A 24,155-nucleotide genomic window follows, 5' to 3' on the forward strand; every position below is an offset into this window, starting at 1 on the left:
ATGATGGAACCCTGCCGAATCATCGGCGTATTGGACAACGGCAGCCGCAGTCTGACGGCCGACGCCTTGGCGTATCTGCAGCAGGCCGAAGTCGTGATCGGCGGATCGCGATTATTGGCTTTGTTGACCGATGTAATAGCGCCAAGCGCCGAACGCCGCGACCTGACCGGTCAATTAAGCCGCGTGCCATTGTGGATAGCTGAGGCACAACAAACCGGCAAAAAAGTCGTGGTCGTCGCGACCGGCGATCCCTTATGTCACGGCATCGCCCATTTTCTGATCGACAAACTCGGCCGCGAACGCCTACAAATTCTACCCAACCTGTCCATGCTGCAATTGGCCTGCGCGCGTTTGGGGCTGGCCTGGCAAGAGGTGCGCATCGGTTCGGTGCATAGCCGCGATGCCGGCGAATGGATTTGCGGCGCCGATGCCCGGCATGGTTTGTACGGATTGTTGCAACTATTGCGGCAATCGCCGTTGACGGCGGTGTTGACCAGCCCTGACAACACCCCGGACCGCATCGCCCGTATGTTGCAACGGGAAGAACTGACCGAAGATTACGACATCGCGGTGGCCGCCCAACTGATGCAAGCCGAAGAAGCTAACTCGGGTTGGCTGTCGGTCGACGAGGCCGCCGGCCGCCGTTTCGCCGACCCCAATATCGTGCTGATCCGGCGCAAGCCTGTTAAACAAGAAGCGCTGTTCGGCCTGCCGGACCGGCGCTATCGACAACGCAAGCCCGATAAAGGCCTGATCACCAAACGCGAAGTGCGCGCCGTCTCATTGGCGCGAATGGCGCTCAAGCCCGACAGCGTCGTCTGGGATATCGGCGCCGGTTCCGGTTCGGTCGGCCTGGAGGCCGCGCGGTTATGCCCGCAAGGCCATGTCTACGCCAGCGAGAAAAACGCCGAAGACGTGGCCATCGTGTCGGCCAACCGCAGCAGTCTGCAAGTCAGCAACTACACGCTGCGCCACGGCCGCGCGCCGGATGGCCTGGAAAGCTGGCCCGATCCCGATGCGGTATTCATCGGCGGCTCCGGCGGCGAATTGCGCGAGCTGATTGCACTATGTCTGAATCGTTTGCGCGAAGGCGGCCAGTTGGTCATGAACTTCGCAACGCTGGAAAACCTGGCCACGGCCACAGAGGCGTTGAAAGCGGCCGGCGCCGACTGGGATGTGGTGCAGCTGCAAGCCGCACGCAGCAAACCGATTTTGCACATGCACCGCTTGCAAGCCGAAAACCCGATCTGGATCGTTTGCGCGCAATCCGGTGCGCCACAGGAAACAAACGATGAATGAGCGTACACCAGGGCGTCTGTTCGGCGTCTCGCTGGGGCCCGGCGATCCCGGCCTGATAACCCGCCGCTCCTGGGAATTGTTGCAGCGACGAGATTGCTGCTGGACTTATCCTGTCCGGCGCAAGGGCGCCGACAGCCATGCCTTGCAAATCGCCTTGCGCGGCGGCTTAGCCCTGCCGCCGCAACAGTCGGCGTTGATCTTTCCGATGACCCACGATACCGAGATTTTGGCCGGCTACTGGCTGCGCGCCGCCGAAACCGTATTGGCGCATCTGCACAGCGGTCGGGACGTGCTGTTTCTGGTCGAGGGCGACGCCTCCACCTATTCGACTTTCGGCCATCTGGCCCGCACCGTAGAGGCTTTGGAAGCCGCCGTCGCGATAGAAACCGTACCCGGCGTGTCGTCTTTCAACGCCGCCGCCGCGCGCGTGGCGATGCCGCTGGCCGATACCGACGAGACCGTCGCGATCATTCCGGCCGGTTATGGCATCGGCATGATCGAACGTTTGCTGGACGATTTCGACACGCTGATCTTGCTGAAAGTCAAACCGTTATTGGACGACATCATCGATTTATTGCAGCGCCGCAATCTGCTGGCGCAAGCGGCCTTCGTCGAAAAGGCCGGCGCGCCGGAGGAACGGGTCGAGCGCGATATCGAGCATCTGCGCGGCGCAAAGGTCAACTATTTGTCCTTGCTGCTGATCCGCAATCCGCACCGGCGGCGTGGCGAACTGATTCGCGGCTGCCGCAAGAAAACCACAACGAGCTAAATACTATCATGAATTCACTGTCCGAACCCCGTATCGCCCTGGTCGCGATCACCAAACACGGCCTTTCGCAAGCCCTGGACCTGGCCGCGCACTTACCCGAATCCCATTTGGCGGTTTCGGAAAAATTCGCCGCCGATTTGCCGGCTATCGCCAATCCCATCGAAGTATTGCCAGGCGCCTTGCGCACGAATATCGGCAGGCTGTTTGAAAACTACGATCAGTTGGTGCTGTTCATTTCGCTGGGCGCGGTGGTCAGGCTTGTTGCACCGCACCTTAAATCCAAGGATGAAGATCCCGGCGTGGTCGTCATCGACGATGCCGGGAAATTCGTGATTCCGGTGTTGTCCGGCCATGTCGGCGGGGCCAACGCCTTTGCCGAACGGTTGGCGGCGCTGTTGGATGCGCAAGCCGTATTGACCACGGCGTCCGATGTCGGCAAAACCATCCCGGTGGATATTCTGGGCCGGGAATTGGGCTGGCGGGTCGAGGCGCCGAAAATCAACATCACCCGCGTATCGGCGCATGTCGTCAACGAAGAGCCGGTTGCCTTCGTGCAGGAGGCCGGCGCCAAGAACTGGTGGTCGCGGCCGACGCCGCTGCCCGGCAATATCCATGTGTTCGATAGTTTTGAACAGGTCGATCTCGACCATTATCGCGCCGTGCTATGGGTTACCCGTCGCGACATCGAGCCCGGATGCTGGGAAAAACTCGCCGAACGTCTGGTGGTTTATCGCCCGCCGCTGGATCAGAACTGATGAAAGTCATACTGGGTCTGGGCTGCGATCGCGATACCTCGCCAGCTACTTTGCAGAGCGCGGTCGACCAGGCTTTGGTTCTGGCGGGTTTGGACAAGCGCGCCGTTGCCGGCCTGGCGACCATCGACAAGAAAAACGACGAGGCCGCGATTTTACAGCTGGCGCAGCGGCACGGCTGGCCCTTGCAATTTTTCAGCGCGCAACAACTGGCGCAAGTCGATGTGCCGAATCCGTCGGAAACCGTGCGCAAATACATGGGCACGCCCGCAGTCGCTGAAGCGGCCGCGCTGTTGGCGGCCAATGCGACTATGTCGGCCTTATTACTGGAAAAACACAAATACCGCGGCGAGGACGGTAAAAACGCCACGGTTTCGATAGTCAACATGAGAGACTGATGAACAAAGGCAAAATTTTATTGGTAGGTTTCGGCCCCGGCGCGCCGGAGCATATGAGCCAACGCGCCCTCGACGCCATCGCCGAAGCGGATGTGGTGATCGGTTATTCCACTTACATCAAATTGGTGCAGGACCTGCTTGACGGCAAGGAAGTGATCCGTAAAGGCATGACCGAAGAGCTGGATCGCAGCATCGAGGCTTACGAACATGCCCGATTGGGTAAAACGGTCGCACTGGTGTCGTCGGGCGACATCGGGGTTTACGGCATGGCGGGACCGACCTACGAAGTCTTGTTCCAGGCCGGCTGGACGCCGGATAGCGAATTAAGCGTCGAAGTCATTCCCGGCGCGACGGCCTTGAATGCTTGCGCGGCGCTGGTCGGCGCGCCGCTGACGCACGACTTTTGTTCGATCTCGTTATCCGATTTGCTGACGCCGTGGCCGACCATCGCCCGCCGGTTGGAAGCCGCGGCTCGGGCAGATTTCGTCGTCGGGCTGTACAACCCGAAAAGCGGCCGCCGCACCGGGCAGATCGTCGAGGCGCAACGGATCTTGCTGTTGCATCGCCGGCCGGAGACGCCGGTGGCGATCGTCAAATCCGGCTACCGGCGGCGTCAGTCTATTCAGATGACGACATTGGCGCATATGGCCGATTGCGAGATCGGCATGCTATGCACGGTATTGATCGGCAACAGCAGCACCTTCGTTCGCGAAGGCTTGATGGTGACGCCGCGCGGCTATGCCAATAAATATGACACCCTTACAGGCGACACCAAAAACGGCGAGCAGGCGGGCCGTTCGCTGAGTATGGGGCTTAACGGCTGGCATGCCTGCGTGCGCCGTCATATTGGCGAGCATCCGGAGGCGAACCTTCGCGACGTCGCCGCGCATTTCGACGCGCCGTTGGGCGAAATAGTGGCGGCTGTCGCGAAAGCCGGAGAAGAAGATGATGCTGGAACGATGCTGGCCCGGCCAATAGCTGACGATCAGCTGGAAGACGTGCTGGTTACCGCACGGAATTGGGGGCGACTGCGGGCCGTGGTGCGCAGTCATGGCGCCATCGCCGAAATCCTGTTGGAAGCGCAAAACCTGACCCGGAAGGATTCATGGCTGAATTTAACCAACAAGCATTGCCATTTGCATGTCGATACCGGCCGCATCGCCAGCGCCTGGTTTTTCAGTCAGGGCGACAAACAACGGGGAATGTATTTGCTAGACGCTCACGGAGAAGCGATTTGTTCGTTGCTGCTGGTCAAAGCGGGCGGTCAATTCGACCAGAATGCTCTTGAGTGCTTCCAGCAAGCCATCGAACAATTCGGTCAAACGCCAAGCTTTACAGAAGACGATATTTCCGAACAAGAGAAAAACGATGAATGACACGACTATTCCCGAAAAACCCAAGCTGGGCGATTACAAACGCCATTTGCTGGTCTGCACCGGTCCTCGTTGTACGCAAAACGGCGAATCTCAGGCCTTGTTCGACAGCCTGGGCGCAAAGTTCAAGGCGGCGGGTCTGGATAAGGGCGCGTTACGGGTGAAACGCACCCGCACGGCTTGTTTCGCCACCTGCAAGGCGGGGCCTATCGTCTGCGTGCAGCCAGATGGCGTTTGGTATTACAACGTCACCGAAGCCAATCTCGACCGTATCATAGAGCAGCATTTGCTCGGCGGCGCGCCGGTGGATGAGCTGATTTTTCATCACGGCCCCGGATGCGAATATGACTAATAGGGAGATTTAATCAGGTATTTCCGGTCGGCTATTCGAGATTACTTACTAACGGTATCCGTTATATAAATCTCAATTAGCTATCCGGCGAGCGCTAAAAATCCGACATTCAGATCTTCTATATTTCGATCTACTGACTGGCTGGTATCGCATCTCGCTCGCGGCAACACCACTATACATAAAAGGAAACTTCACATAATGGCCGAATTCGGAAATACCGTTCAGTTAATCGAAAAAGCTGGCGACATTGGCGCCTTGTTTCGTCGACAGTTCACGGGCAATACGGTTTCTCAAGCGATAAGGCACCTTCTCGTTCATGACAATGGCAAAAGGCCGCCACCGGCCATGCTCGACGAAATAACCCGCCAACGCGCTGACGCCGTTTAGCGTTCCGGATTTCGCGTAGATGCCGGGTTCAATTTCCGGCAACAAATGCTTCCAAGGGCGAAAAGCCTGTAACAACTCGGTCAACTGTTGCGGCGATAGACGGTTAGTGTGGGACAAGCCGGCGCCATCGGCCAAAGCAAAATTTTTCCAGGCAAAGCGGCGGGATAGCTTTTCTTCCATATAACGCTGCACATCGGCGGTGTTGGCCGGGCGGCCATAGGTTTCCGAGCTCAGCATTAAAATCAATTGATTGGCGATGAAATTCGTGGAATATTTCAGCATCGTTCGCACGATCTCGCCCAGCGTCTTGCTGTTGACGTGCGTATAAAAAACAGGCCGGTTAGGAACTTGGCCGAAAACAATCTGAAGCTGAGAACCAACTTCGACACCCTGTTTCCCTAACAAAGCCGCCAACAATTCGGCGAAATATCGCTCGGCGTCGCGCGGACTCGGGCCGGTTTTGACCCGCAAGACACCATTGCCAATCGAGTCCGCTAAACTTTCCGCATAAGCGGTCAGAGGCGTATGGGCTTCGGCAGACGCCACTCTGCCACTAACCTTTTTAAGGTTTACCGTGTTGAAATTTGCCGCGACGGCGCTAGGCACCGCATCGTAGGGATTGTTGGTCGCACCGGTGCCAGGCAACACTAAATCTTCAGCAAAAACCGACGTATCCAAACCGATGGTTTCAATTTGTTTCAAACCTTTCCGTTTAAGATTCCTGGCGATAATTTCCAGTTCTTCCGAAACCAGATAAGGATCGCCGCTACCTTTGACCCACAGCGTTTTGCTGGCATCGTCCAGATAAAATCGGGTGCGAAAGCGATAGTCTTCGCCCCACTGCCTTAACGCCATCCAGGCGGTCGCCAGCTTGGTCGTCGAGGCCGGAATCAAAGGCCTGTCGGCATGGTCGGCAAGAACAGTCCGTCCACCCGAATCTAATACAACCAGACCCGCATGATTAAGTCTGGAAAAAGCCGACAAGGCCTCACCCGCAATGCTTGAAACAGGTGTCAAAAGCGCTAACGCAATCACCCAGGTTAGAATAGGTTTCATAGGACTCAATGTGAAAGAAACATACATAGAAACTCCCTCTTAACGATAGGAAAACAATTGTTGCTTGCGAATTGAATTCTGCTCAATGCGGCTTTGTTCTTAAATCAACATTCGAATTGAATTCTGCTCAATGCGGCTTTGTTCTTAAATCAACATTTATAGTATATACCCGATGCTGATAGGAAGCGTTAAAGCGATCAAGTTCGGTAAGGATTATGCTAAAAATAACTTCCCGATTGGTTTCCATGCTCTGCGCTCATCTTTATACATAAGTCTCGTCATACCCGCCGGGAAGAGGGTATCCAGCGCCAAGAATGGCGGGCAAAATACATCCATATAGCCTGGATTCCGGCAATTCCTGCCGGAACATAAAGATGTGTATAACGATGATTGCTATGCGTGGAAACCCGGTCAGGGACGCTTCAGCGTCCCTGACCGCAGAGCGGTTCAGTCTTCATTCCCACGCAGAGCGCGGGAACGATAGTGCAGATACCGGAAGTTATACTTTCGCACTTCAAAAGAAACCCGATGGAAAGGGCGAGTGTAGGAATACGTAAGAAAGACGCTTGAAGATCTGATTTTCAGAGGGCTCCAAGCGCCACAATCATTATTTCAGATCTTCTGCCGTCAACTGCGTCAGCGGTTTGCCTTTATACTCGCCGGTCAGGGTTTTCAGAAAGGCGACTATCTTACCAATCTGGTCACCGGTCAAGGTTTTGTCTAATTGAACCTGAGCCATGATTTTTACCGCCTCGGCAAGCGTTTCGACAGAACCGTCGTGAAAATAAGGAAAAGTCAACTCGATGTTACGCAACACCGGCACCTTGAAATAATGGCGGTCTTTCTCCTGCTTCGTGACATTGAAACGGCCTGAATCGACTTCGGTCAAAGGCCCTCCGCGTAATTTGAAATAGTCGCGTTTGACGCCCATTTTTTCGTAGGACAAACCACCTAGCGCTGGCCCGAAATGACAGGAACTACAATTTTTCTTAAACAAGTCATAACCTTCCTTTTCATCGACACTCAGAATTTCCTCATCGCCTCTCAGATACTGGTCGAATCGGGAATTCGGCGTCACCAACGACTCTTCAAAAACGGCGATCGCATCGGTCACGGTCATTTTCGTCAGACCCTGTTCAGGATACAATGCGGCGAAAGCCTGTTGATATTCGGGAACTTGTTTTAATTTTTCAACTACATTGCTCCACTCGGCGCCCATTTCGACCGGATTGGCGACCGGCCCTGCGGCCTGCTCCTGCAAGTCCTTCGCTCGGCCATCCCAAAATTGCGAAATGTTATACATCGCATTGTAAACGGTCGGGGAATTGATCGGTCCTAGTTGTCCTCGTATGCCGGTCGCGACCTTGGACTGATCGGTTCCGCCTCGAGCCAAGTCGTGGCAAAACGCGCAGTTCAGGGTGTTATCGCCGGACAGTAAACGTTCATGAAACAACTTGTCGCCCAGCGCGACTTTGGCCTCGTCCAGCTCGACCGACAATGGCAACGGCTGCACCGGTTCGCCTTTTAGCCAAGCAACAGCTCCTTGAGCCCAAGGCAGATTCGCACGTTCCTCGGCAATCCATGCGAGGATGCTTTGTTTCTCGACGTCAGTCAAACTCCCCGTCCAATGCATCAAGAGATATAGCGTCGGCGGCATACTGTCGTTACGGATAACGCTCTCGATCCTGGCCAGCATCAGCGGCGTAAATGCTTCTTTCCCGCTGTATAGTTTTTCGGTCAAATGCAGACGTTGACTGGCTTGTTCGATATCATGTTGCATCAGTTGTTTGGCGATCGGCAATTGCGCATATATCGGCATACGAGCCATGCCGGGCGAATGGCAATAGACACATTTCTGCTGTAATATCGACGAAACTTTGACAAAAGTTTCGCCGCTGCCCTTAACTGGCGCAATCGATTCGTTTTCACCCTGTAAACCAATCAGATTGGAAAGGGCGAAAAATATCATCACTGCCGACAATAACAGCAAAAACCATGCTATTTTTTTCATAATCAGAATCCCATTGTTAGAGCGTTCATATTGAACAACTTGTGTGCGGATACAGAGCCAGCTTTAGTGAGTCGTTAAATTAACCTCGGGTCGGTTCAAGACCGAATCCTTACTTGATCAGGAAATCGCGCATCATGCCCATATCTTCATGTTCCAGGTTATGACAATGGTACATAAACAATCCTTTGAAGTCGTTAAACGGTTTCAGCACCGTGACCTTTTCGCCCGGCATCACCAAAACGGTGTCTTTCCAACCGCTGTCGACCAATCCGGCCTCGACTGTATCATAGCCACGCCGATGCCTAGAATTGACCTCGCGTTTGATAACTTGAAATTGCTCACCATGTAAATGCATCGGATGCGGCATCGCCATCATGCCATGCATACCATGATGGAATCCGTTGTCGAATTCGATGACTTGCAGGGTATTGACCGGTATGACTTCGTCGGCCCTAACATCGTTCATTTTATAGGAACGACCATTCAATAACGCCGACATATGGCGCATCGATAAGGTGATTCTCCTAGGGTGATCGGCATTGGCGGCCTCTTTATAATGCAAAGGTTCAATCGTCGTTAACCGCTCCGGCAAACGCTGATGACCTTGGCTTTGTTTCACCACCTTCACTTTAAACAATGGATAATCGCCGCCTAAAGGCAGTGCACCTCCCATCATGCGCCCTCCTCCCATGCCGCCGCCCATCATGCCGCCGCGATGCCCCCCCATCATGCCGCCCCCCATCATATGTCCGGAAGCGGAAAACGGAATGCTGCGCAGCGTGAGCTCGCTACCGACTTTATAATCGCTAAAATCGACCCAAAGTTCTCGACGCTCCGCCGGCCCGAGCATCAGATAGGGGTAACGTTGCGGGCGTTCTAACAAGCCACCATCGACACCGATGACGGTAAAAGGTGAGCCGTCATCCCAAGCCAATTTATAAATACGGGAGTTGGAGCCATTCAACACCCTCAATCTATAGGCTCGGGTTTCGACCGGCAATTTAAAATCAGGCTCCCCGTTGACAAAAATACGGTCACCGAGAAAGCCTTGCATGCGCTGCATCATATGACTGATATAACGCAACTGGTTGTTGCGATCGAAACTGCGGTCCTGTATCACTAGCGGTATATCGTATTGACCGCTGGGCAATTCCAGTGCTTGCTCTTCATCGTCGCTGACGATAAATAAGCCGGCAAGGCCGGAATAGACTTGGTTAGCGGTGACACCGTGAGTGTGGGCATGGTACCAATAAGTGCCGGCGCGATTTAGAATCTCGAATTCATAGACATAGGTCTGGCCATGATGAATCGCATACATCGGATTGCCGTCCATGTCAGCAGGGACATGCAAACCGTGCCAATGCAGAATCGATTCGGCCGGTAAATTATTCCTCAGATAGATACGAACTTTTTGCCCCTTGTGCAGATGTATTGTCGGAGCGAGATAAGTGCCGGGAATATCACCCAAGACATTTTTGTTTCCCTTCATTACGTTTCCGGAAATTTTCCAGATCCGGGTGGGTTTTCCATCAAAGATAGGAATGCGGACCGAATCCATCTTCAATTCGATCTCCGCATCGGGGTTAAAATTGGGCGATGGTTGATTTTTCATCGCGGCAGTTTTGGCCGAAACCAAGACGGGATGAGAGACTGCCGCAGCGACTGTGACACCGGTATATTTCAGCAACCTTCTGCGTTGTATATCCATCGTTTTTTTCATCTCTGTATGCTCCAAATTTTATTTAATTATTATGGGATATAACCATCTATCTGAATAATAATGATTTCAGGTAGAGCATCAGCAGCCTCTTCATGCCCTTCGAATTCGTCAAAAAACAGGCTGGAATGCAAGCAATCTGTAATTAATAATAAACTGATATTGCTTGTCAAACCAGCCTTTTTGTTTGACCGTCACAAAGAGCGATGTCCGCTAGAGTCCAAGAGTTTATGTTGAAGTTTGTCAATTATTACGCCTGCTTATGCACATGTTCAGGCAGTTTCATAGCAAAATTAATCAAACAACCTTAATAACCCGGCGGCAGCAGCGGCTCTATGCCCTCGAATTCTGCCTTGGGGTGATGCTTGGTGATTATTTTACTGATTTCCTCGATACGTTCTTTGGCAATATCCACCATGACTAACAATTCACCTTGTTCGATCGCCTCTTCATACTTTTTAACTTTTGAATTGCCTACTTGTAATCCGGCCAATCCACTCATCATCGCGCCTATCGTCGCCCCATACACGAGTATGCCTAGAATAGGGCCGCCGGCGATCGCATAACCGGCAAAACGCAAGCCTACCAGCCCGGCCAATAAACCGGTGGTCGCACCTAGCGCAGCTCCCCGTTCCACGGCGGGAATAAAGTCGGTTTTTTGGAATTCGGTCGCTTCAGGCAAATCTTTTAATGGTGTATCCCGTTTGGCCAATATATGCAAATGTCGGTCTTCGATACCTTGCACACGTAATTCATCGACAATTTTATGGGTGATTTCGATATTCGGCGCCAAAAAATAGATTCTTCTCATGTCCTTCTCTCCGCGTTAATGACTAAAGGGCTAATCCTATGACAAAAGTGCTGTTTAACCCTGAGGCAAGCGCTGAACAATGCCATTCGAGATTCTCAACACCCATCCCGGGAATAAAGTTTTCCTAGCTAACAATATCAATCACTTGTCATGATGGATATTGGCTATGCCTCCCTGCCAACTTGACACGCCGGTTAAATCAGCATTGACTCAACTGAATTTTTAAAACTTTTGTTAACTTAACGATAACCCATTTTATTAATAGAGGTAAAGCCCATAAATTCCTCACTTTAAGCCCACTAAACATAGAGACAGAAGAGCTAAAGAGTTTGACTGTTTTAAAGATTATTAGTACCGATATCACATCAGTTAAAAGCAAAAAAGCAGCCAATGTAAATACATAGTAAAAACTTAGCTCATACTAGCGCGCCACTATTTCTGCGAAAGCTTGTTTTGGGCATCCCAGCCCAAGCAAGCGGCAGAAATTACGTGGCGATTATTGCCTCCGGCGGCCCCGATTCGTCCTGCGTCCGTGCCACTCCGCCATATCATCGTAAACTCGATGCTGGCTCCGTCGCACTCCCACAAATGACTTGACGGCGTTTCGGGAGACTTTTTATTTTGTCTCCACCTTCGCTCTCGCTTCGATTCCGACAAAACAATCGGCCCTACGCCTATCGGGGACTAAAAATCTTCACTTCGCTGGCGCTCCGTTTCCAAGATTTTCAGCGTAAGCGTTATGTTTTGCTGTATGGTTTGTTTTTTCTCGGACGCCCACTCGGCGCAAAAAGCTTCATTCGCCCGCTACTACGGCTATTCATGGATAACGGCGAGAGTTTAACCTCGCTTTGTTATGTCCGGCATTGCTTTAATGAGTTAAGATATTACCTTGAATTGAGCGCGGTATAAGTATATATTGAACAGCAGTCTATGTACTAGACAGCTTTAAACATTGCCGTTATATACGAATATGTCGTAGGTAGGCTGAGCGCTTACGAAGCCCAACATTTCCGGCGCACCTAATTTGTTGGGCTTCATTTCATTCAGCCCAACCTACAAATTGAGACATTCCGCAATATATGTATAACGATAAAGCTTTAAACAGATGACCTCTGTACGCATTCTTAAGAAAAATAACTAGTAATTATTCAGCGTATTTTTATCAGAGGGAGTAGGCTATTGATTTATCGGGCTGTCTGCAACAGGACGTTGCAGTCAGAGCTTACATGGAAGTATTCACGCGTCCCGAGAAATCAATGGTCTACTCCCTAAACCCTGAAAGATACTGAATAGTTACAATAACTAAAACTAATAAATTAAGCTCTACCGAATCAAAAATAAACCAGGTTTAACATCTTCATAAATTTTTATAAACCGGTAAGGCAAATAAGCTGGCAAAAGAATGGATTTGAATACATTTAATAATTCTCGCTACTTCCGAATGAATTGTTTAAACAAGGTGTTTTTTTGTTTATTGTCATTTTATGGCGGAAATGGCTATGCTGAAAACGACTTACAACGAGACAACCCATTAGAACAATACCGCCAGCTATTTGCCGAACAACAAAAAGAATTCGAGAAACAACGTCGAATTATCGAAGAACAAGGCAAAGAGATCGAAATCCTTAAGGCTCGCATCAATTCCTTAGCGGCGCAAAGCCCCTCGTCACAGCCACCTGCTACTGAAGCCAATAACGATCAAACCGTGATAGCCGCGACATCCCCCAAAAAGAAAATAGAAATACCGAGCAAACCGGTCGGCCAGGCGCCGCCTCAAGCGAGTGAAAAACCCCGCCCTCCCGAAATCCCAAGATTAAGCGAGACAGTCGGCGGCGTCTTAACCAGAAAAGGCAATCTAGTCATCGAGCCTGCATTGGAATACGCCTATACCGATAATAATCGAGTTTTTCTTGATGCATTTACATTTTTACCGGCAATCGCTGTCGGCCTAATCGACCTGCGTGAAATTAAGCGCCATAGTTTCATTGGAAGCCTAGCGGCGCGTTATGGCATCACAGACAGATTGGAATTTGAATTCAGAGCTCCTTATGTATACCGCTCCGACAGTCAACGTTCTCGAGCCGTTAGCATTGGCGTCGGTGAAGATGAAATATTTAACGCCAGCGGCAATGATATTGGGGATCTGGAATTCGCCACTCGCTATCAACTCAATAGCGGCAGCGGCGGTTGGCCGATTTTTGTAGGCAACATGGTGGCGACGGTTCCAACCGGGACCAGTCCTTTTGAAGTTGATTTTGTGCAATCCACACCGGGTGCTGTTTTCCCCACTGAATTACCCACCGGCTCCGGTTACTTCAGCTTTCAACCCAGCATTACCGCGCTTTACCCTAGCGATCCAGGCGTCTTCTTCGGCAATCTGAGTTACAGCTACAATGCGGAAACCAATGAAAATGTCGGTAAGGTCGACCCAGGCGATGCAGTCGGCCTAAGTTTCGGCATGGGTTTCGCCCTGAATGCACGCTCTTCCTTTAGCCTGGGTTATTCCCATAAGCATGTGTTTGAATCCGAAATTAACGGCCAAACAGTGAATGGCAGTGAACTGGATATTGGTCAATTATTAATCGGCTATTCATTCAGATTCACGCCCAAAACGAACATCAATTTATCTTTGGGAATAGGCACGACAGAAGATGCTCAAGATATTAAACTCAATCTTAGACTGCCGATGACCTTCGACTTTTTGTCCCAGGCTTATTGACGGGACGATGCGAGATTAGTTTGTCTTCCCAAAGTTGAGAGCCCGCATTCCTTTATAGTGTTATGTCACGACAATCTTTATAGTGTTATGTCACGACAATATTGCCCAATGTTTCATGAAGATGGCGGTGTAGGTAGCAGCGATAGCGAAACCCATCAATAGCCTAGACAGATGGGTTTCGCGTTGCTCTCGACAACCGCTCCCCGCGTTGCCCTACTTTTTGCATCCTTGCAGTCGCATCCATCCCCCCACAAGAAACCAGAATCACCCATGCAAATCAATTTATTACGGATTGTTAAGATTTTTTATCGTGTACAGAGCGGGAAATTATTGAAGCTTGAAAAGAAGCTCATATCGTAAAGACTCAGCGCAATTTAAAAGGGAGTCCCCTATCGTTTCTGCTTATTGGAGTCTTTGTTGGAGTCTTTGTTGGAGTCTTTGTAAGTGCCAAGAAATTAGTCAGACGGTCAGATGCTTAGTCATTCCGGCATGAATTGCCGGAATCCTGTCACCATGGATGATAGCTTATACAACTGAACTCATGACCAATCACCTACTCGAACAAAAATGCGGACTAGGACTACCGCAACCGCCATGACGGATGCGGTATAAATAAATCGATAACAGCTCGCAAAACTGACTTTTAAAAAATTGGCTCTCTAGGATTTCCCGTGGTAACCCCAATATCTAGTGTCCCGTAAACAAAGTCCGGCGTCCCTGCACATCCAGCCAAATATGCTGGAATAATCGGCCCAGGTTATAAATACCGTAGCAGCGGCGCTTGATCACTTTGATTTTGTTATTCAACCCTTCAACAAACCCGCTGGTTTCACGCCGAATAAAATAGTTGGTGATGTGATCACGCCAGTTGTTTAATGTTGTGACAAAAGACGTGAAACAATCCAATCTCAATTCCGCAATTCTATTCAGCCACTGCGTTAACGCCTGTTCGGCCTGCGCTTTGGTCAGGTTCTGTTCAAAGAGACCGGTTAGGACTTCACGTTGAACATAGACCTCTTTCAGTACCGGTGCCTGCCGGAATAACGCCAATAAAACGATTTGCTGTTCTTCGGTCAAGCGATTCCAAGGCTTTCGAAACGCCCACATGGCGCCTTTCAGTTGAGCATACTCCGATTCCGGTAAGGTTTGTTTCAGTTGCTTCATTTCGGCTTTGCGCGCTTTATCGGCACAGTCACGATAATGTTTGGCGACATGAAAGCGGTCTACCACAACCTGAGCGTTGGGTAGGGTTTCTTGAGCGGCATTACAGTAACCTTCGTTCATATCGATGCAGACACGACGGATGCTTTGGCATTGCCGAGGCGGCAGCGTCTTTAAAAAGGCCTTGACGGTTTCTTTTTTGCGATCCGGTAACACCGCCAAGAGATACTTTTCACGTTGCGCCGTCAGTCCGGACACGATGACGACAAAATCCTTATGGCCTTTCTTCAAGGCAATTTCATCAATTCCAATCAACTCTAAATCGGGCACTGTCGACCAGTCCACTTGGCGCTGAATATGCCGATCGAGGACACCTTCAATACAACCGATGCTGAGATTCCGTTTCAGGCTGACGTCACTGAGCGTGCTATTGACCAACTCGCGTAAAATCCAATTCTCATAGGCTTTGGTATGCGGACTCTTGGGATCGTACCACTCGCAACGTTGCGTTGTCGTTGGCCCTTTGTCACAGTAGGGACATTGAAAACGCTTCGGCCGGATGCGAATCCAGACCGGTCGGTCAAAAATCGGCAGATGCCGTAGCGTAATCGCTTTGTCGTAACCGTGAAATTTGTCGATCGTCCGTCCGCAGTGACGACATACCGCCGTATCACGGGTACTGACAACAGTGATCACCAGACCCTTATCGGTTTGTTCGTATTTTTCGACGCTAACATTGGGCAAGTCTAACGGTATTTGTATCTGCGGTTGATTCATTGGCATTCAAAAAAAAGTCGTGTCGTTCTGGTATTTTACAAGAGGCTCCGGTTGCGGTCTTCTAACATACTATATGTTGTGGTCTCCCACGGGAAATCCGGAAGAACCAAAAAATTACCACAAAAACAAATAAATGAAGAATTATTTAACCATTGTCGGCAAAATATAATTTCGAAAAGCGCCCGCCATATCATGGTTAATATTTTTCAAATTACTTATGTCTATATTAATGGTATTGACTGTGCGTATCACCTGGTTATCCAAGTTATTCTGAATAACGGAATTCAGCATCGAATGAGTTAAGTCGGCGGCAAAATTTAATGAACCATTTTGAATCAGAGGGATATTTTCAGGCAATTTTAAATAAGACGAAAATGATTCTACGCCGTTGCGATAAATTATTTTTTCAAAGCTAAAGTCAACCACCATTCCATTAGCCAGAGCGAAGCCTCCTCGCAACGCATCCAATTCGGCATTTGAAACTTTACGCCAGTCAGGCCTGATTCGGCTCTCCGGATAATCCCCATCATCCGCTTCGGCAAAGGTAATCGATCCCAACAAACTCAACAGCAATGCAACTCCGGCGGGTTTGATCAATTTAATTCGAAAAAAACGGTATTTGTATGCTTTCATCTTGATCACTCTCCTATAAATCGAAATTGCCCGGCTGCAGCAGGTTAAAATCAGCCAAACTTGACCTGTCTACCGCAGTGCCTAAGGGCGCCTTGACCCTGAGAGCCCATTCGCGTCGATCCTGAAAATGATTCGCCGCCAGCTCCTGTTTATCATGAATTAAAAACAGGATGCGATGATTCCAGATCTCTGAAAATTTATCTCGGTCTATCGCCTTAACGCCGACGGCAGGATCGCCTACCAAAACCTCGGTATCACTCACCCCTTTAATAAGAACGAAATGCATATAGCCATTATTATTGATAATGGTTATGGCCGGGACATTAGCCTTCGTCAGCTGATCCAAGTTTATCCTAAAGCCGTCGGAGCTATAGCCCTTTCTCTCCAGATAGAGCTTCATATCCAACAATGAAAAGCCTAATTTTTTTATTTTTTCCTGATCGCCATGCCGATACATATCAAGAAAAACATGTTGTTCATTGACATTGTCTTCGTAGTGAAAAGTCAGCAAGCTGGCCAATGCCGCCGAACCACAGCTAAAGTCGAATTGCTGCCTGTAGACAGTTTTAAACAAGCGTTCTTTAAAACTCGTTACCGAAACATTGTAATTACCGCCGCCGGCTATGCCATTCAGCGCGATACTGCCTGCGCATGCCGGCATCACGGGCAACACAGCCAGCACATAGGCTAAAATCAGATGTTTCATACACCACCTCCTGACAGTCGAATTAACACGCTAAGGCGTGATCGTCACATTCACTATCGTCGAGTCCTGAATAATGACCTGATTTCCGGTATTTTGAATTACCGAGATGAAGCCACTAGAGCCGGCAAAGGAACCGTTATCGATCATATTGAAGCCATTGGTATTATTTACCGCCACGTTATCAGCCATATAGGCCCCCACAGACATTTTGTTAAGCGTCGTCACATCAACTACGCCCCCACGCCCCCGCGCCTCGTCCAACTCGTTTAACAACACCGGTTCAACATTCGGCAGCGCATTCTCTCGAACCACATCCGCGCGCAGATTGCTTTGACTTGACAACAAAACCAGAAGAGATAACAGGTATTTTTTTAATCGTATTTCCATCACAAACTCCTCCTGAATTAATGAACCTGTAACTGCCGGTGAACATGTTGTCCACCGGCATACATACCAACCAAGTTAAATCGACAGCAATCAGCTTATGGTGCAGGCTGAGCAACATTAACATTACCCTGGAATGACACTTGTTGTTGTGTCAGAGCCGAAGCCCCAGAGTTTTGAACGTTTTGGCTGATGCCTGCGAAGCTGCTGAAAGATCCTTCTATGCTGTTATTGGCGGGAATTCCGGCAACCAAAGTAGGTATGCCATCAGCGCCTTGGCCGGTCACACTGCCCATCAACTCCGAGTTATTGACCGAATAAGTCGCTGTCGCATTGCCGACGCCGGCAACCGCATTGCCCTTGCCATACGATTGGACATTGGTTTCAGTGTAGGTCGAGGTGGCATTTCCGGCATTGGATGATGCCGCCCCATCTCCAGAGGACTTTGCATAATTGTTGGTCGAATTGTCGCTGTTGTCCGACGTAGCATTACCGGTGCCATTCACCGCAGCGGCCTGATCCTTGGCTTTTACAAAGCTATCATTTTTGGAAATATTTGTGGTATTTCCGCTATCGTTGGTGCTGCTGTTGGTATAGCTGAAGCTCTTATCCTCAGTTTCATTGATCGTTGAGGAATATGAATTGCCGCTATTGTTAGTACTGCTATCCGTATAGCTGAACGTCTTGTTCTCGGTCTCATTTTTAGTATAAGACTCGCTATTACCGCTGTCGTTGGTGCTGCCGTCCGTGAAACTGAAGCTCTTATTTTCGGTTTCACTGGTGGAGATATTTTTACTGAGCGTCTTGGTGACATTCACCGTTTCAGCGTTATTGCTATAATTCTGACTGCTGTCATTAATTGTCTTGCTGGCGCTGCCGCCGTTTGCTGTCGAATTTTCGCTAGCCGAGGCGTTAGCTTTTCCATAAGCATCCGACGTCACCGAAGCGCTTTGCGTATCAACTACCTCGGTTGCTGTGTTGGTTGGATTTGCCCAGACATTTGACGAGGCGCCCAAAATCAGCGCAATACTTGCGGCCAATACTGTTTTATTTTCTGTAATCATGATACTAACTCCATCAATTGTAATGACGATATGGAAATCGAAGAATGACGCCTGTGTAAGGTTCATCCTGCTTCCAATATTTGCCTACACGATAAAATGAGGCACCTGTTTATTGGCCGACATTCACGTTGCCTTGAAACGACACTTGCTGCTGGGTCAAAGCGGCGGCGCCTGAGTTCTGTACGTTCTGACTAATGCCGGCAAAGCTATTAAATGAGGTCGTGATGCTATTGTTTACGGGAGTTAATTCTGCCCCACCTGGTATACCGGCCACACCCATGCCTGAAACTTCACCGCTTAATACCGAGTTATTGACCGAATAAGTCGAATTGGCGTCGCCGACTCCGGCAACCGCATTGCCACGCCCTTCTGAAGCCACATCAGTGCTGGTATAAACGGAAGATGCATCTCCAGCATTTGAAGAAACGGCGCCGTCGCCGTAGGCTTTGGATTTGTTGTTGATCGAGTGGTCGCTGTTATCGGACAAGGCGTCGCCGTTGCCATTGACTACGGCCGCCTGATCTTTGGCCTTGGCATAGCTTTTATCGATATTGATCGTTTTGCTGTTGTTACTGTCGTTACTGCTGCTATCGCTTTTCGATTTATTCAGCACAGTCGAATAAGACTCGGAAATCGTTTCAGAGTTGTTACTATCGTTTGTACTGTTATTTGTTTTAGTTTTACTGATGGTTTCCGTTTCCGTTTTGGAAATGGTTTTAATGTTATTACTGAAGTTAACACTGTCATCAGTTTTTGTTTTAGTGATGGTTTCAGATTCCGTTTGAGTAAACGTTAAATCCTTGGATTTGCTTTTCGTGATGTTGGTCGTATTGCCGCTATCGTTGGCGCTGCTGTTGGCATAATCGACGGTTACCGTACCGCCTGTTGCGGTGCTGCCTTCGGTCGCGGATGCATTTGCTGCGCCGTCAGAAATCGAATCGACATAGGCGGTCTGGCTAGTAGCGCTGCCGGCTTCATTAGTCGGATTCGCCCAAGCACTTCCGGCTGAACTCAATACTAGGGTGATACTGGCGGCAAGTAATGATTTATTGAAATAAAACATGTCTTTAACTCCTTCTAAATTTATAAGGTCACCAGAACAACTGTCTGATGGGTCGGTATGCGAGATAATTATCATTACGATACCCGCAATTATCTAACGCGTAATCAGTGTCGCCAATACGACCTTAAATTTCCATAAACGGGACATTAAATTTATCTAAAAAATCGAGCATTTATTTTATCTGTGATTGTTAACCTCCACCGGCAAAACATGGGCTTCCACGTCATCGTGAGCCGACACTACCAGGTAAAAATAACTGATGCTTGACATTAACAGAGAGTCTGCCATCTGATATCTTCTGAATGTCATGATTTTTTACAGGATTTTTCTAGCATTATCGACACCATAAGCCTGATCTTTCCTTTTAAAATAACAAATATCCGTTTGATATCTTTCACTTATAGATCGACTTACCCATCAGGTCATCAGTTATATTAACTCTCTTGAGTGTCATTTTTTTTTACAGTCGTTAGTTGTCTCGCGGCTAATATAATTCCTTTAGTCGACTATTTTTCTTCTGACATGGGGGCACAAAATTCTTACAAAAAGAGTAACGATGTCCTGTTGCAAGCACATTAAGACGATAATTCAGACCGTAAGACACACAATTAATGACATGGAGCATCCTGTAATTGGCATGAGCTGTGCTAAATATTTAAATACCTTATGATTTATAGACTTTTGAGATCACTAAAAGCCGGAAAAACTATTAACAATCGATAGCACTATTTTTCTGGAGAAAAGACTTATGCCAAGACAACGTTTTTGAATCGGCTTGTTATCATCCGAATTTCATTGGCCCCAATAGGACACAAATTAAATTTTTGATCGACCAGCTGCAACCGAGGATAGAAGCTATGCTGTTAAATCGCCATATATTATTAATATCCGACGATAATTATATTCTGGGCATGATCAAAGGGTATTGCGTTGCCTACGACTTAACATTAGAGGAATTATCGAATCACGAAATATTACAAGAAAATAATATAAATAAAAGCGTTAAGCTGATTATTGTTGATTTGCGTAAACAAAAATCATCACTGACAAAACCCAACCTTAATCTATTACATCAAATCAGTGATGGGCATCATATACCGGTCTGTGCAATCCTAGACCCCTTGCAAGATCAACTGAGCAAAGATGCCCCATGGATAGAATGCTTTTTGAAAGAACCGATATTGGAACAGTTAGGTAACTACCTGCGAACCCAGTTTCATCATAAGCCTCATTCTTTTCCCGAACGAAGGCGTAAAGATAGAAGGACTAATACGGACCGACGCCGATTTTTTTCCTCCTCGCAACAAGCAAGTCCGTCTCATGCTTATGTCCATAGCTCACCTTTTTCCGTTCCGGAAAAAAACGACAATACTTATTTTCTTGGCCCTTTTGAAATCAACACAAACTGCAAATCTGTTTATTTGCAAGACAAGAATCTGGGCTTAACGTGCAAAGAGTTTAGTCTTTTCAGTTTACTTGCAGCTGATGTTGAACGCGCCTTCACAGCGGATGAAATCATTCAGCACCTGTGGCCCGGAACCGACCGAGCCAATAAATCCGACCTTTACCAATATATGCACCTGTTACGCAAAAAAGTCGAAAAAGATCCCGCCCGCCCTTATTGGATAATCAATGTCAAAGGCGTTGGATATAAGCTTAATATAACGCCTGCATTGAAAGAGAGCGGGCAAACACTCGAATATCTGAATTACAAACAAGCATCATCTTGAAATCGGGGATAACGGCTAAAAAGAGAGGGGGCTACGCATATCGCCAATAAAACTCCCAAAGCCCTAGTCTATGGGAGTTTTACTAGCGAAGGTAAAAAGCGAGATGCAGTGATGAAAAAAGAAGGTAACTATTCAGTATCTTTCAGGGTTTAGGGAGTAGACCATTGATTTCTCGGGACGCGTGAATACATCCATGTAAGCTCTGGCTGCAACGTCTGACCGTCAGGGACGATGGAAATGCAGATTTTGCAGGAGCAAAAAACCTGCCTGTTGCAGACAGCCCGATAAATCAATAATCTACTCCCTCTGATAAAAATACGCTGAATAATTACAAAAGAAGATGCCTTAACGGCCGCCGATGTTAAGGTTTTCTTCGAGAGTGCTGAAAACGGTCGCCGTGGCGAAAAGGACGGTTGAAATGATGAATTCTCCGGACATAAACCCGAAGACACCGACAAAAAACAGCCCACCAACCCAAATATCTTTTTTCAAACTAGTCATATTAGCATCCTCTGTATGGGTTAAAAATAATAAGTTGCCTACGGGCACACTATAATTAACTATACAAAAAGAAACAATACGGCTTTATTTAACTTAATTATTTCTTATAAAGAAACAATATCATGAAACTTTTTCTCGCTGTATCCTTCTACTTAAAATTTAGTAAATCACCGTGTCGCCAGTTCACGATAGGCGGAATCGAAATACAACAACGGCTCTCCTGAACGACAGCACACTTCTTCAACTTGGCCGATAACGACCCAGTGCGTGCCGGCCTCGACCTGCTGAACCACCTTGCATTCAAGCGAAGCCAAGGCCTCATCCAGCACCGGCGATCCTAGCGCGCCTTCATGCCAGGCAACGTTAGCGAAACGCTCCTCCTGACTGCTGCCACCGGCGAATTGATTAGATACTTGCTGTTGTTCGGCGGTCAGAATGTTCACGGCAAAATGTTTTCCTTCCAGCATTACCTCGCCAGTATCGGTAGAGCGATTGATACAGACCAGAATTTGTGGCGGCTCCAATGAAACACTACTGAATGAGGTGGCCGTCATGCCCTTGATGCCGTGCTGCTCGGTTTTTGAGGTCACCACGGTGACACCGCTCGCCCATAATTTCAGAGCATTCTTAAATTCTTGATCGTTAACTGCCATAATTTTCTCTTAGTCATATTTAATCGTATCTGTAACTAGTCAGTATAAAAATGCTTTTACTATCAGTTACTTGCTCCAGAAGACGCCGTTCACCCAGCACCTAAATACTAGCGCGCCACTATTTCTGCGAAAGCTTGTTTTGGGCATCCCAGCCCAAGCAAGCGGCAGAAATTACGTGGCGATTATTGCCTCCGGCGGCCCCGATTCGTCCTGCGTCCGTGCCACTCCGCCATATCATCGTAAACTCGATGCGGGCTCCGTCGCACTCCCACAAATGACTTGACGGCGTTTCGGGAGACCTTTTATTTTGTCTCCACCTTCGCTCTCGCTTCGATTCCGACAAAACAATCGGCCCTACGCCTATCGGGGACTAAAAATCTTATCGGGTCAGAGGGAGCCGCAGCTCCCGTCTGCCCACAGAACCGTGCGTACGGGTCCGTACACGGCTCCTCACGTAAGACGAATCCATTGAGATACCTCAAACCAATGCGCTAACTGTCGGTCGGATCGTATTTCCTGTCCCATCAGGTTGATAAACCAACTGTTCGGATAGGCTCTCGTCACCGCTCGGGTTGCGGAAAGCGCCCACCGTTTCTTGTTGGAAAAGACCGTCTGGGCGGCTTGCTTTCGCGGTACGCCCCGTTTGACCAGGTTTCGATACAGATGCTGTTTCCGCTTCTGCTGACTCACCAGCCTCGCTCGTAATCGTCGCCGGATATGGGCTTCGATTTTCCTCAGCTGGGACGGGTATTGGGTCAAGCTGTAGTAGTTGGCCCAGCCCACGTACCACTGATTAAGGTCGGCCAGGGTGTGATTCAGCGTCTGATGGGTGCCTCGCGGCGTTAAGGCTTTGACTTTACTCATGGCCGTTTGCAGGGCTTTGTGCGCAATCGCTACCGTCCCGTCGACCACGGTAAAGCCTAAGAACTTTACCGCATCGGATTTAGCCACTTGGCTTTTCTCCCGGTTCACCTTCAGTTTCAGCTTGTTTTCGATGAATTGGCTGACTTTCTCCATCACTCGCTCCGCCGCCTTTTGCGACCCAACGAAAATGTTGCAGTCATCGGCAAACCGACAAAATTCCAGTCCGCGCTTTTCCAATTCCTGATCCAGTTCGTCCAGAACAATGTTGCTCAGCAAGGGCTTAACGGTCCGCCCTGCATCGCACCTTCCTTGTTGGGGTTGACGACGCCGTTGATCATCACGCCACTGCGCAGCATCATGCCGATCAAGCGCAAGATGCGTTTGTCGGCGATCCGTTGCCCCATCCGGCCAATCAGCCGGTCGTGGTGAATACGATCGAAGAACTTCGATAAGTCGATGTCCACCACATAGGGTTTACCGCTTTCCACGATCCGTTGCGCCGCTTGCACCGCTTGGTGTTGACTCCGTCCCGGACGAAAGCCATAGCTGTGCCCTGAAAAATGCGGATCAAAGATCGGTTCCAGCAACAATTTCAGGGTCGTCTGTACCACACGATCCCGCACCGTCGGTATGCCGAGCAGACGTACGCCCTTGCCGCCAGGCTTAGGTATTTCCACTCGGCGAACCGGCGAGGGTTGGTAAGTCCAATCCTGCAATTCCTGTTGCAGACGACTTAGCTCTTCGTCTAAACGGGCTTCAAAGTCGGCTATCGTGACCCCGTCAATGCCGGGTTTGCCTTTGTTCTTCTTCACCTGTTCAAATCCCGCACTCAAATACAACGTTGAGCACAGTTGGTCAAAGAGTCTTGGTTCCTCAATCAATCGGTCATGTTCGTTCATTTCACTTTTTTTTCTCTCTCTTGCAATGGCCTTTCTTCAATCTCGCGCAATCGATTCGTTCACTGTTTACGACGCG

The 24,155-nt window shown here is 49.2% G+C and carries 21 protein-coding genes and 1 pseudogene; 8 read left to right on the forward strand and 14 right to left on the reverse strand.

What is annotated here, in order from left to right; genetic code table 11:
• From cbiE to Q9L42_RS14825, 6 genes are read left to right on the forward strand one after another with little or no spacing between them, the layout of a single operon-like run.
• A complete protein-coding gene (gene cbiE / locus Q9L42_RS14800; RefSeq protein ID WP_349431328.1) occupies positions 1 to 1,299 on the forward strand; it encodes a precorrin-6y C5,15-methyltransferase (decarboxylating) subunit CbiE in 1,299 nt (432 codons plus the stop codon).
• On the forward strand, positions 1,292 to 2,068 hold the full coding sequence (gene cobI / locus Q9L42_RS14805) for a precorrin-2 C(20)-methyltransferase (RefSeq protein WP_349431329.1): 777 nt from the start codon (positions 1,292 to 1,294) through the stop codon (positions 2,066 to 2,068). Before cbiE ends, cobI begins: the two co-directional genes overlap by 8 nt.
• Positions 2,069 to 2,076: 8 nt before the next feature.
• Positions 2,077 to 2,823 carry a cobalamin biosynthesis central domain-containing protein gene (locus Q9L42_RS14810; protein ID WP_349431330.1) on the forward strand — a complete coding sequence of 249 codons (747 nt, stop codon included), beginning with the start codon at positions 2,077 to 2,079 and terminating at the stop codon, positions 2,821 to 2,823.
• Positions 2,823 to 3,218, forward strand: a complete 396-nt coding sequence (locus Q9L42_RS14815; protein ID WP_305907636.1) for a cobalamin biosynthesis protein — start codon at positions 2,823 to 2,825, stop codon at positions 3,216 to 3,218. The genes Q9L42_RS14810 and Q9L42_RS14815 overlap by 1 nt, the downstream gene beginning before the upstream one ends.
• Complete coding sequence (gene cobJ / locus Q9L42_RS14820; RefSeq protein WP_305907635.1) at positions 3,218 to 4,594, forward strand: precorrin-3B C(17)-methyltransferase; 1,377 nt, start codon at positions 3,218 to 3,220, stop codon at positions 4,592 to 4,594. The genes Q9L42_RS14815 and cobJ overlap by 1 nt, the downstream gene beginning before the upstream one ends.
• On the forward strand, positions 4,587 to 4,943 hold the full coding sequence (locus Q9L42_RS14825) for a (2Fe-2S) ferredoxin domain-containing protein (protein WP_305907634.1): 357 nt from the start codon (positions 4,587 to 4,589) through the stop codon (positions 4,941 to 4,943). Before cobJ ends, Q9L42_RS14825 begins: the two co-directional genes overlap by 8 nt.
• A 225-nt stretch (positions 4,944 to 5,168) precedes the next feature.
• Here Q9L42_RS14825 and Q9L42_RS14830 read toward each other — a convergent pair whose 3' ends face one another.
• The 4 genes from Q9L42_RS14830 to Q9L42_RS14845 form a co-directional block, all read right to left on the reverse strand.
• The gene (locus tag Q9L42_RS14830; protein ID WP_305907633.1) at positions 5,169 to 6,386 is read right to left on the reverse strand and encodes a D-alanyl-D-alanine carboxypeptidase/D-alanyl-D-alanine-endopeptidase; all 1,218 of its coding nucleotides are present in this window, start codon (positions 6,384 to 6,386) and stop codon (positions 5,169 to 5,171) included.
• A gap of 607 nt (positions 6,387 to 6,993) precedes the next feature.
• Positions 6,994 to 8,397 carry a cytochrome c peroxidase gene (locus tag Q9L42_RS14835; protein ID WP_305907632.1) on the reverse strand — a complete coding sequence of 468 codons (1,404 nt, stop codon included), beginning with the start codon at positions 8,395 to 8,397 and terminating at the stop codon, positions 6,994 to 6,996.
• Between the two features lie 109 nt (positions 8,398 to 8,506).
• Entirely contained in the window at positions 8,507 to 10,117 is a 1,611-nt protein-coding gene (locus tag Q9L42_RS14840; protein ID WP_349431331.1) for a multicopper oxidase family protein, read from the reverse strand.
• Positions 10,118 to 10,421: 304 nt separating this feature from the next.
• Entirely contained in the window at positions 10,422 to 10,925 is a 504-nt protein-coding gene (locus tag Q9L42_RS14845) for a DUF1269 domain-containing protein (RefSeq protein WP_349431332.1), read from the reverse strand.
• A 1,459-nt stretch (positions 10,926 to 12,384) separates the two neighbouring features.
• Between Q9L42_RS14845 and Q9L42_RS14850 the strand changes: the two genes are divergently transcribed.
• Positions 12,385 to 13,644, forward strand: a complete 1,260-nt coding sequence (locus Q9L42_RS14850) for a transporter (RefSeq protein WP_349431333.1) — start codon at positions 12,385 to 12,387, stop codon at positions 13,642 to 13,644.
• Positions 13,645 to 14,331: 687 nt separating this feature from the next.
• On the opposite strand, the gene Q9L42_RS14855 is transcribed toward Q9L42_RS14850, so the two are convergent.
• The 6 genes from Q9L42_RS14855 to Q9L42_RS14880 form a co-directional block, all read right to left on the reverse strand.
• Positions 14,332 to 15,582 (reverse strand): ISL3 family transposase, encoded by a 1,251-nt coding sequence (locus Q9L42_RS14855; protein WP_305907628.1) that lies wholly within the window; start codon positions 15,580 to 15,582, stop codon positions 14,332 to 14,334.
• 141 nt (positions 15,583 to 15,723) lie between these two features.
• Positions 15,724 to 16,215, reverse strand: a complete 492-nt coding sequence (locus Q9L42_RS14860; RefSeq protein WP_305907627.1) for a hypothetical protein — start codon at positions 16,213 to 16,215, stop codon at positions 15,724 to 15,726.
• A gap of 13 nt (positions 16,216 to 16,228) precedes the next feature.
• Entirely contained in the window at positions 16,229 to 16,921 is a 693-nt protein-coding gene (locus Q9L42_RS14865) for a C39 family peptidase (RefSeq protein WP_305907626.1), read from the reverse strand.
• Between the two features lie 30 nt (positions 16,922 to 16,951).
• Positions 16,952 to 17,308 carry a hypothetical protein gene (locus Q9L42_RS14870; protein ID WP_305907625.1) on the reverse strand — a complete coding sequence of 119 codons (357 nt, stop codon included), beginning with the start codon at positions 17,306 to 17,308 and terminating at the stop codon, positions 16,952 to 16,954.
• A gap of 95 nt (positions 17,309 to 17,403) precedes the next feature.
• Complete coding sequence (locus Q9L42_RS14875) at positions 17,404 to 18,369, reverse strand: hypothetical protein (RefSeq protein ID WP_305907624.1); 966 nt, start codon at positions 18,367 to 18,369, stop codon at positions 17,404 to 17,406.
• Positions 18,370 to 18,478: 109 nt separating this feature from the next.
• Positions 18,479 to 19,432: a hypothetical protein gene (locus Q9L42_RS14880; protein ID WP_305907623.1), complete on the reverse strand. Its 954-nt coding sequence runs from the start codon at positions 19,430 to 19,432 to the stop codon at positions 18,479 to 18,481.
• Between the two features lie 857 nt (positions 19,433 to 20,289).
• Between Q9L42_RS14880 and Q9L42_RS14885 the strand changes: the two genes are divergently transcribed.
• Positions 20,290 to 21,162, forward strand: a complete 873-nt coding sequence (locus Q9L42_RS14885) for a winged helix-turn-helix domain-containing protein (protein WP_305907622.1) — start codon at positions 20,290 to 20,292, stop codon at positions 21,160 to 21,162.
• Between the two features lie 345 nt (positions 21,163 to 21,507).
• On the opposite strand, the gene Q9L42_RS14890 is transcribed toward Q9L42_RS14885, so the two are convergent.
• The 4 genes and pseudogenes from Q9L42_RS14890 to ltrA form a co-directional block, all read right to left on the reverse strand.
• Positions 21,508 to 21,663: a hypothetical protein gene (locus Q9L42_RS14890; RefSeq protein WP_305907621.1), complete on the reverse strand. Its 156-nt coding sequence runs from the start codon at positions 21,661 to 21,663 to the stop codon at positions 21,508 to 21,510.
• A gap of 167 nt (positions 21,664 to 21,830) precedes the next feature.
• Positions 21,831 to 22,316 (reverse strand): flavin reductase family protein, encoded by a 486-nt coding sequence (locus Q9L42_RS14895; protein WP_305907620.1) that lies wholly within the window; start codon positions 22,314 to 22,316, stop codon positions 21,831 to 21,833.
• Positions 22,317 to 22,766: 450 nt separating this feature from the next.
• The gene (locus tag Q9L42_RS21500; protein ID WP_349431453.1) at positions 22,767 to 23,180 is read right to left on the reverse strand and encodes a group II intron maturase-specific domain-containing protein; all 414 of its coding nucleotides are present in this window, start codon (positions 23,178 to 23,180) and stop codon (positions 22,767 to 22,769) included.
• 105 nt (positions 23,181 to 23,285) lie between these two features.
• Positions 23,286 to 24,079: pseudogene (gene ltrA / locus Q9L42_RS14905) on the reverse strand (group II intron reverse transcriptase/maturase); the annotation flags it as partial.
• Between the last annotated feature and the right edge of the window lie 76 nt (positions 24,080 to 24,155).

This window comes from Methylomarinum sp. Ch1-1 (assembly GCF_030717995.2).
Lineage (GTDB): Bacteria > Pseudomonadota > Gammaproteobacteria > Methylococcales > Methylomonadaceae > Methylomarinum > Methylomarinum roseum.

What these genes read in the sequence shown, in the direction of transcription:
- cbiE (WP_349431328.1), top strand. Translation starts at nt 1, where the DNA reads ATGATGGAACCCTGCCGAATCATCGGCGTATTGGACAACGGCAGCCGC.
- cobI (WP_349431329.1), top strand. Translation starts at nt 1,292, where the DNA reads ATGAATGAGCGTACACCAGGGCGTCTGTTCGGCGTCTCGCTGGGGCCC.
- Q9L42_RS14810 (WP_349431330.1), top strand. Translation starts at nt 2,077, where the DNA reads ATGAATTCACTGTCCGAACCCCGTATCGCCCTGGTCGCGATCACCAAA.
- Q9L42_RS14815 (WP_305907636.1), top strand. Translation starts at nt 2,823, where the DNA reads ATGAAAGTCATACTGGGTCTGGGCTGCGATCGCGATACCTCGCCAGCT.
- cobJ (WP_305907635.1), top strand. Translation starts at nt 3,218, where the DNA reads ATGAACAAAGGCAAAATTTTATTGGTAGGTTTCGGCCCCGGCGCGCCG.
- Q9L42_RS14825 (WP_305907634.1), top strand. Translation starts at nt 4,587, where the DNA reads ATGAATGACACGACTATTCCCGAAAAACCCAAGCTGGGCGATTACAAA.
- Q9L42_RS14830 (WP_305907633.1), bottom strand. Translation starts at nt 6,386, where the DNA reads ATGAAACCTATTCTAACCTGGGTGATTGCGTTAGCGCTTTTGACACCT.
- Q9L42_RS14835 (WP_305907632.1), bottom strand. Translation starts at nt 8,397, where the DNA reads ATGAAAAAAATAGCATGGTTTTTGCTGTTATTGTCGGCAGTGATGATA.
- Q9L42_RS14840 (WP_349431331.1), bottom strand. Translation starts at nt 10,117, where the DNA reads ATGAAAAAAACGATGGATATACAACGCAGAAGGTTGCTGAAATATACC.
- Q9L42_RS14845 (WP_349431332.1), bottom strand. Translation starts at nt 10,925, where the DNA reads ATGAGAAGAATCTATTTTTTGGCGCCGAATATCGAAATCACCCATAAA.
- Q9L42_RS14855 (WP_305907628.1), bottom strand. Translation starts at nt 15,582, where the DNA reads ATGAATCAACCGCAGATACAAATACCGTTAGACTTGCCCAATGTTAGC.
- Q9L42_RS14860 (WP_305907627.1), bottom strand. Translation starts at nt 16,215, where the DNA reads ATGAAAGCATACAAATACCGTTTTTTTCGAATTAAATTGATCAAACCC.
- Q9L42_RS14865 (WP_305907626.1), bottom strand. Translation starts at nt 16,921, where the DNA reads ATGAAACATCTGATTTTAGCCTATGTGCTGGCTGTGTTGCCCGTGATG.
- Q9L42_RS14870 (WP_305907625.1), bottom strand. Translation starts at nt 17,308, where the DNA reads ATGGAAATACGATTAAAAAAATACCTGTTATCTCTTCTGGTTTTGTTG.
- Q9L42_RS14875 (WP_305907624.1), bottom strand. Translation starts at nt 18,369, where the DNA reads ATGATTACAGAAAATAAAACAGTATTGGCCGCAAGTATTGCGCTGATT.
- Q9L42_RS14880 (WP_305907623.1), bottom strand. Translation starts at nt 19,432, where the DNA reads ATGTTTTATTTCAATAAATCATTACTTGCCGCCAGTATCACCCTAGTA.
- Q9L42_RS14885 (WP_305907622.1), top strand. Translation starts at nt 20,290, where the DNA reads ATGCTGTTAAATCGCCATATATTATTAATATCCGACGATAATTATATT.
- Q9L42_RS14890 (WP_305907621.1), bottom strand. Translation starts at nt 21,663, where the DNA reads ATGACTAGTTTGAAAAAAGATATTTGGGTTGGTGGGCTGTTTTTTGTC.
- Q9L42_RS14895 (WP_305907620.1), bottom strand. Translation starts at nt 22,316, where the DNA reads ATGGCAGTTAACGATCAAGAATTTAAGAATGCTCTGAAATTATGGGCG.
- Q9L42_RS21500 (WP_349431453.1), bottom strand. Translation starts at nt 23,180, where the DNA reads ATGAGTAAAGTCAAAGCCTTAACGCCGCGAGGCACCCATCAGACGCTG.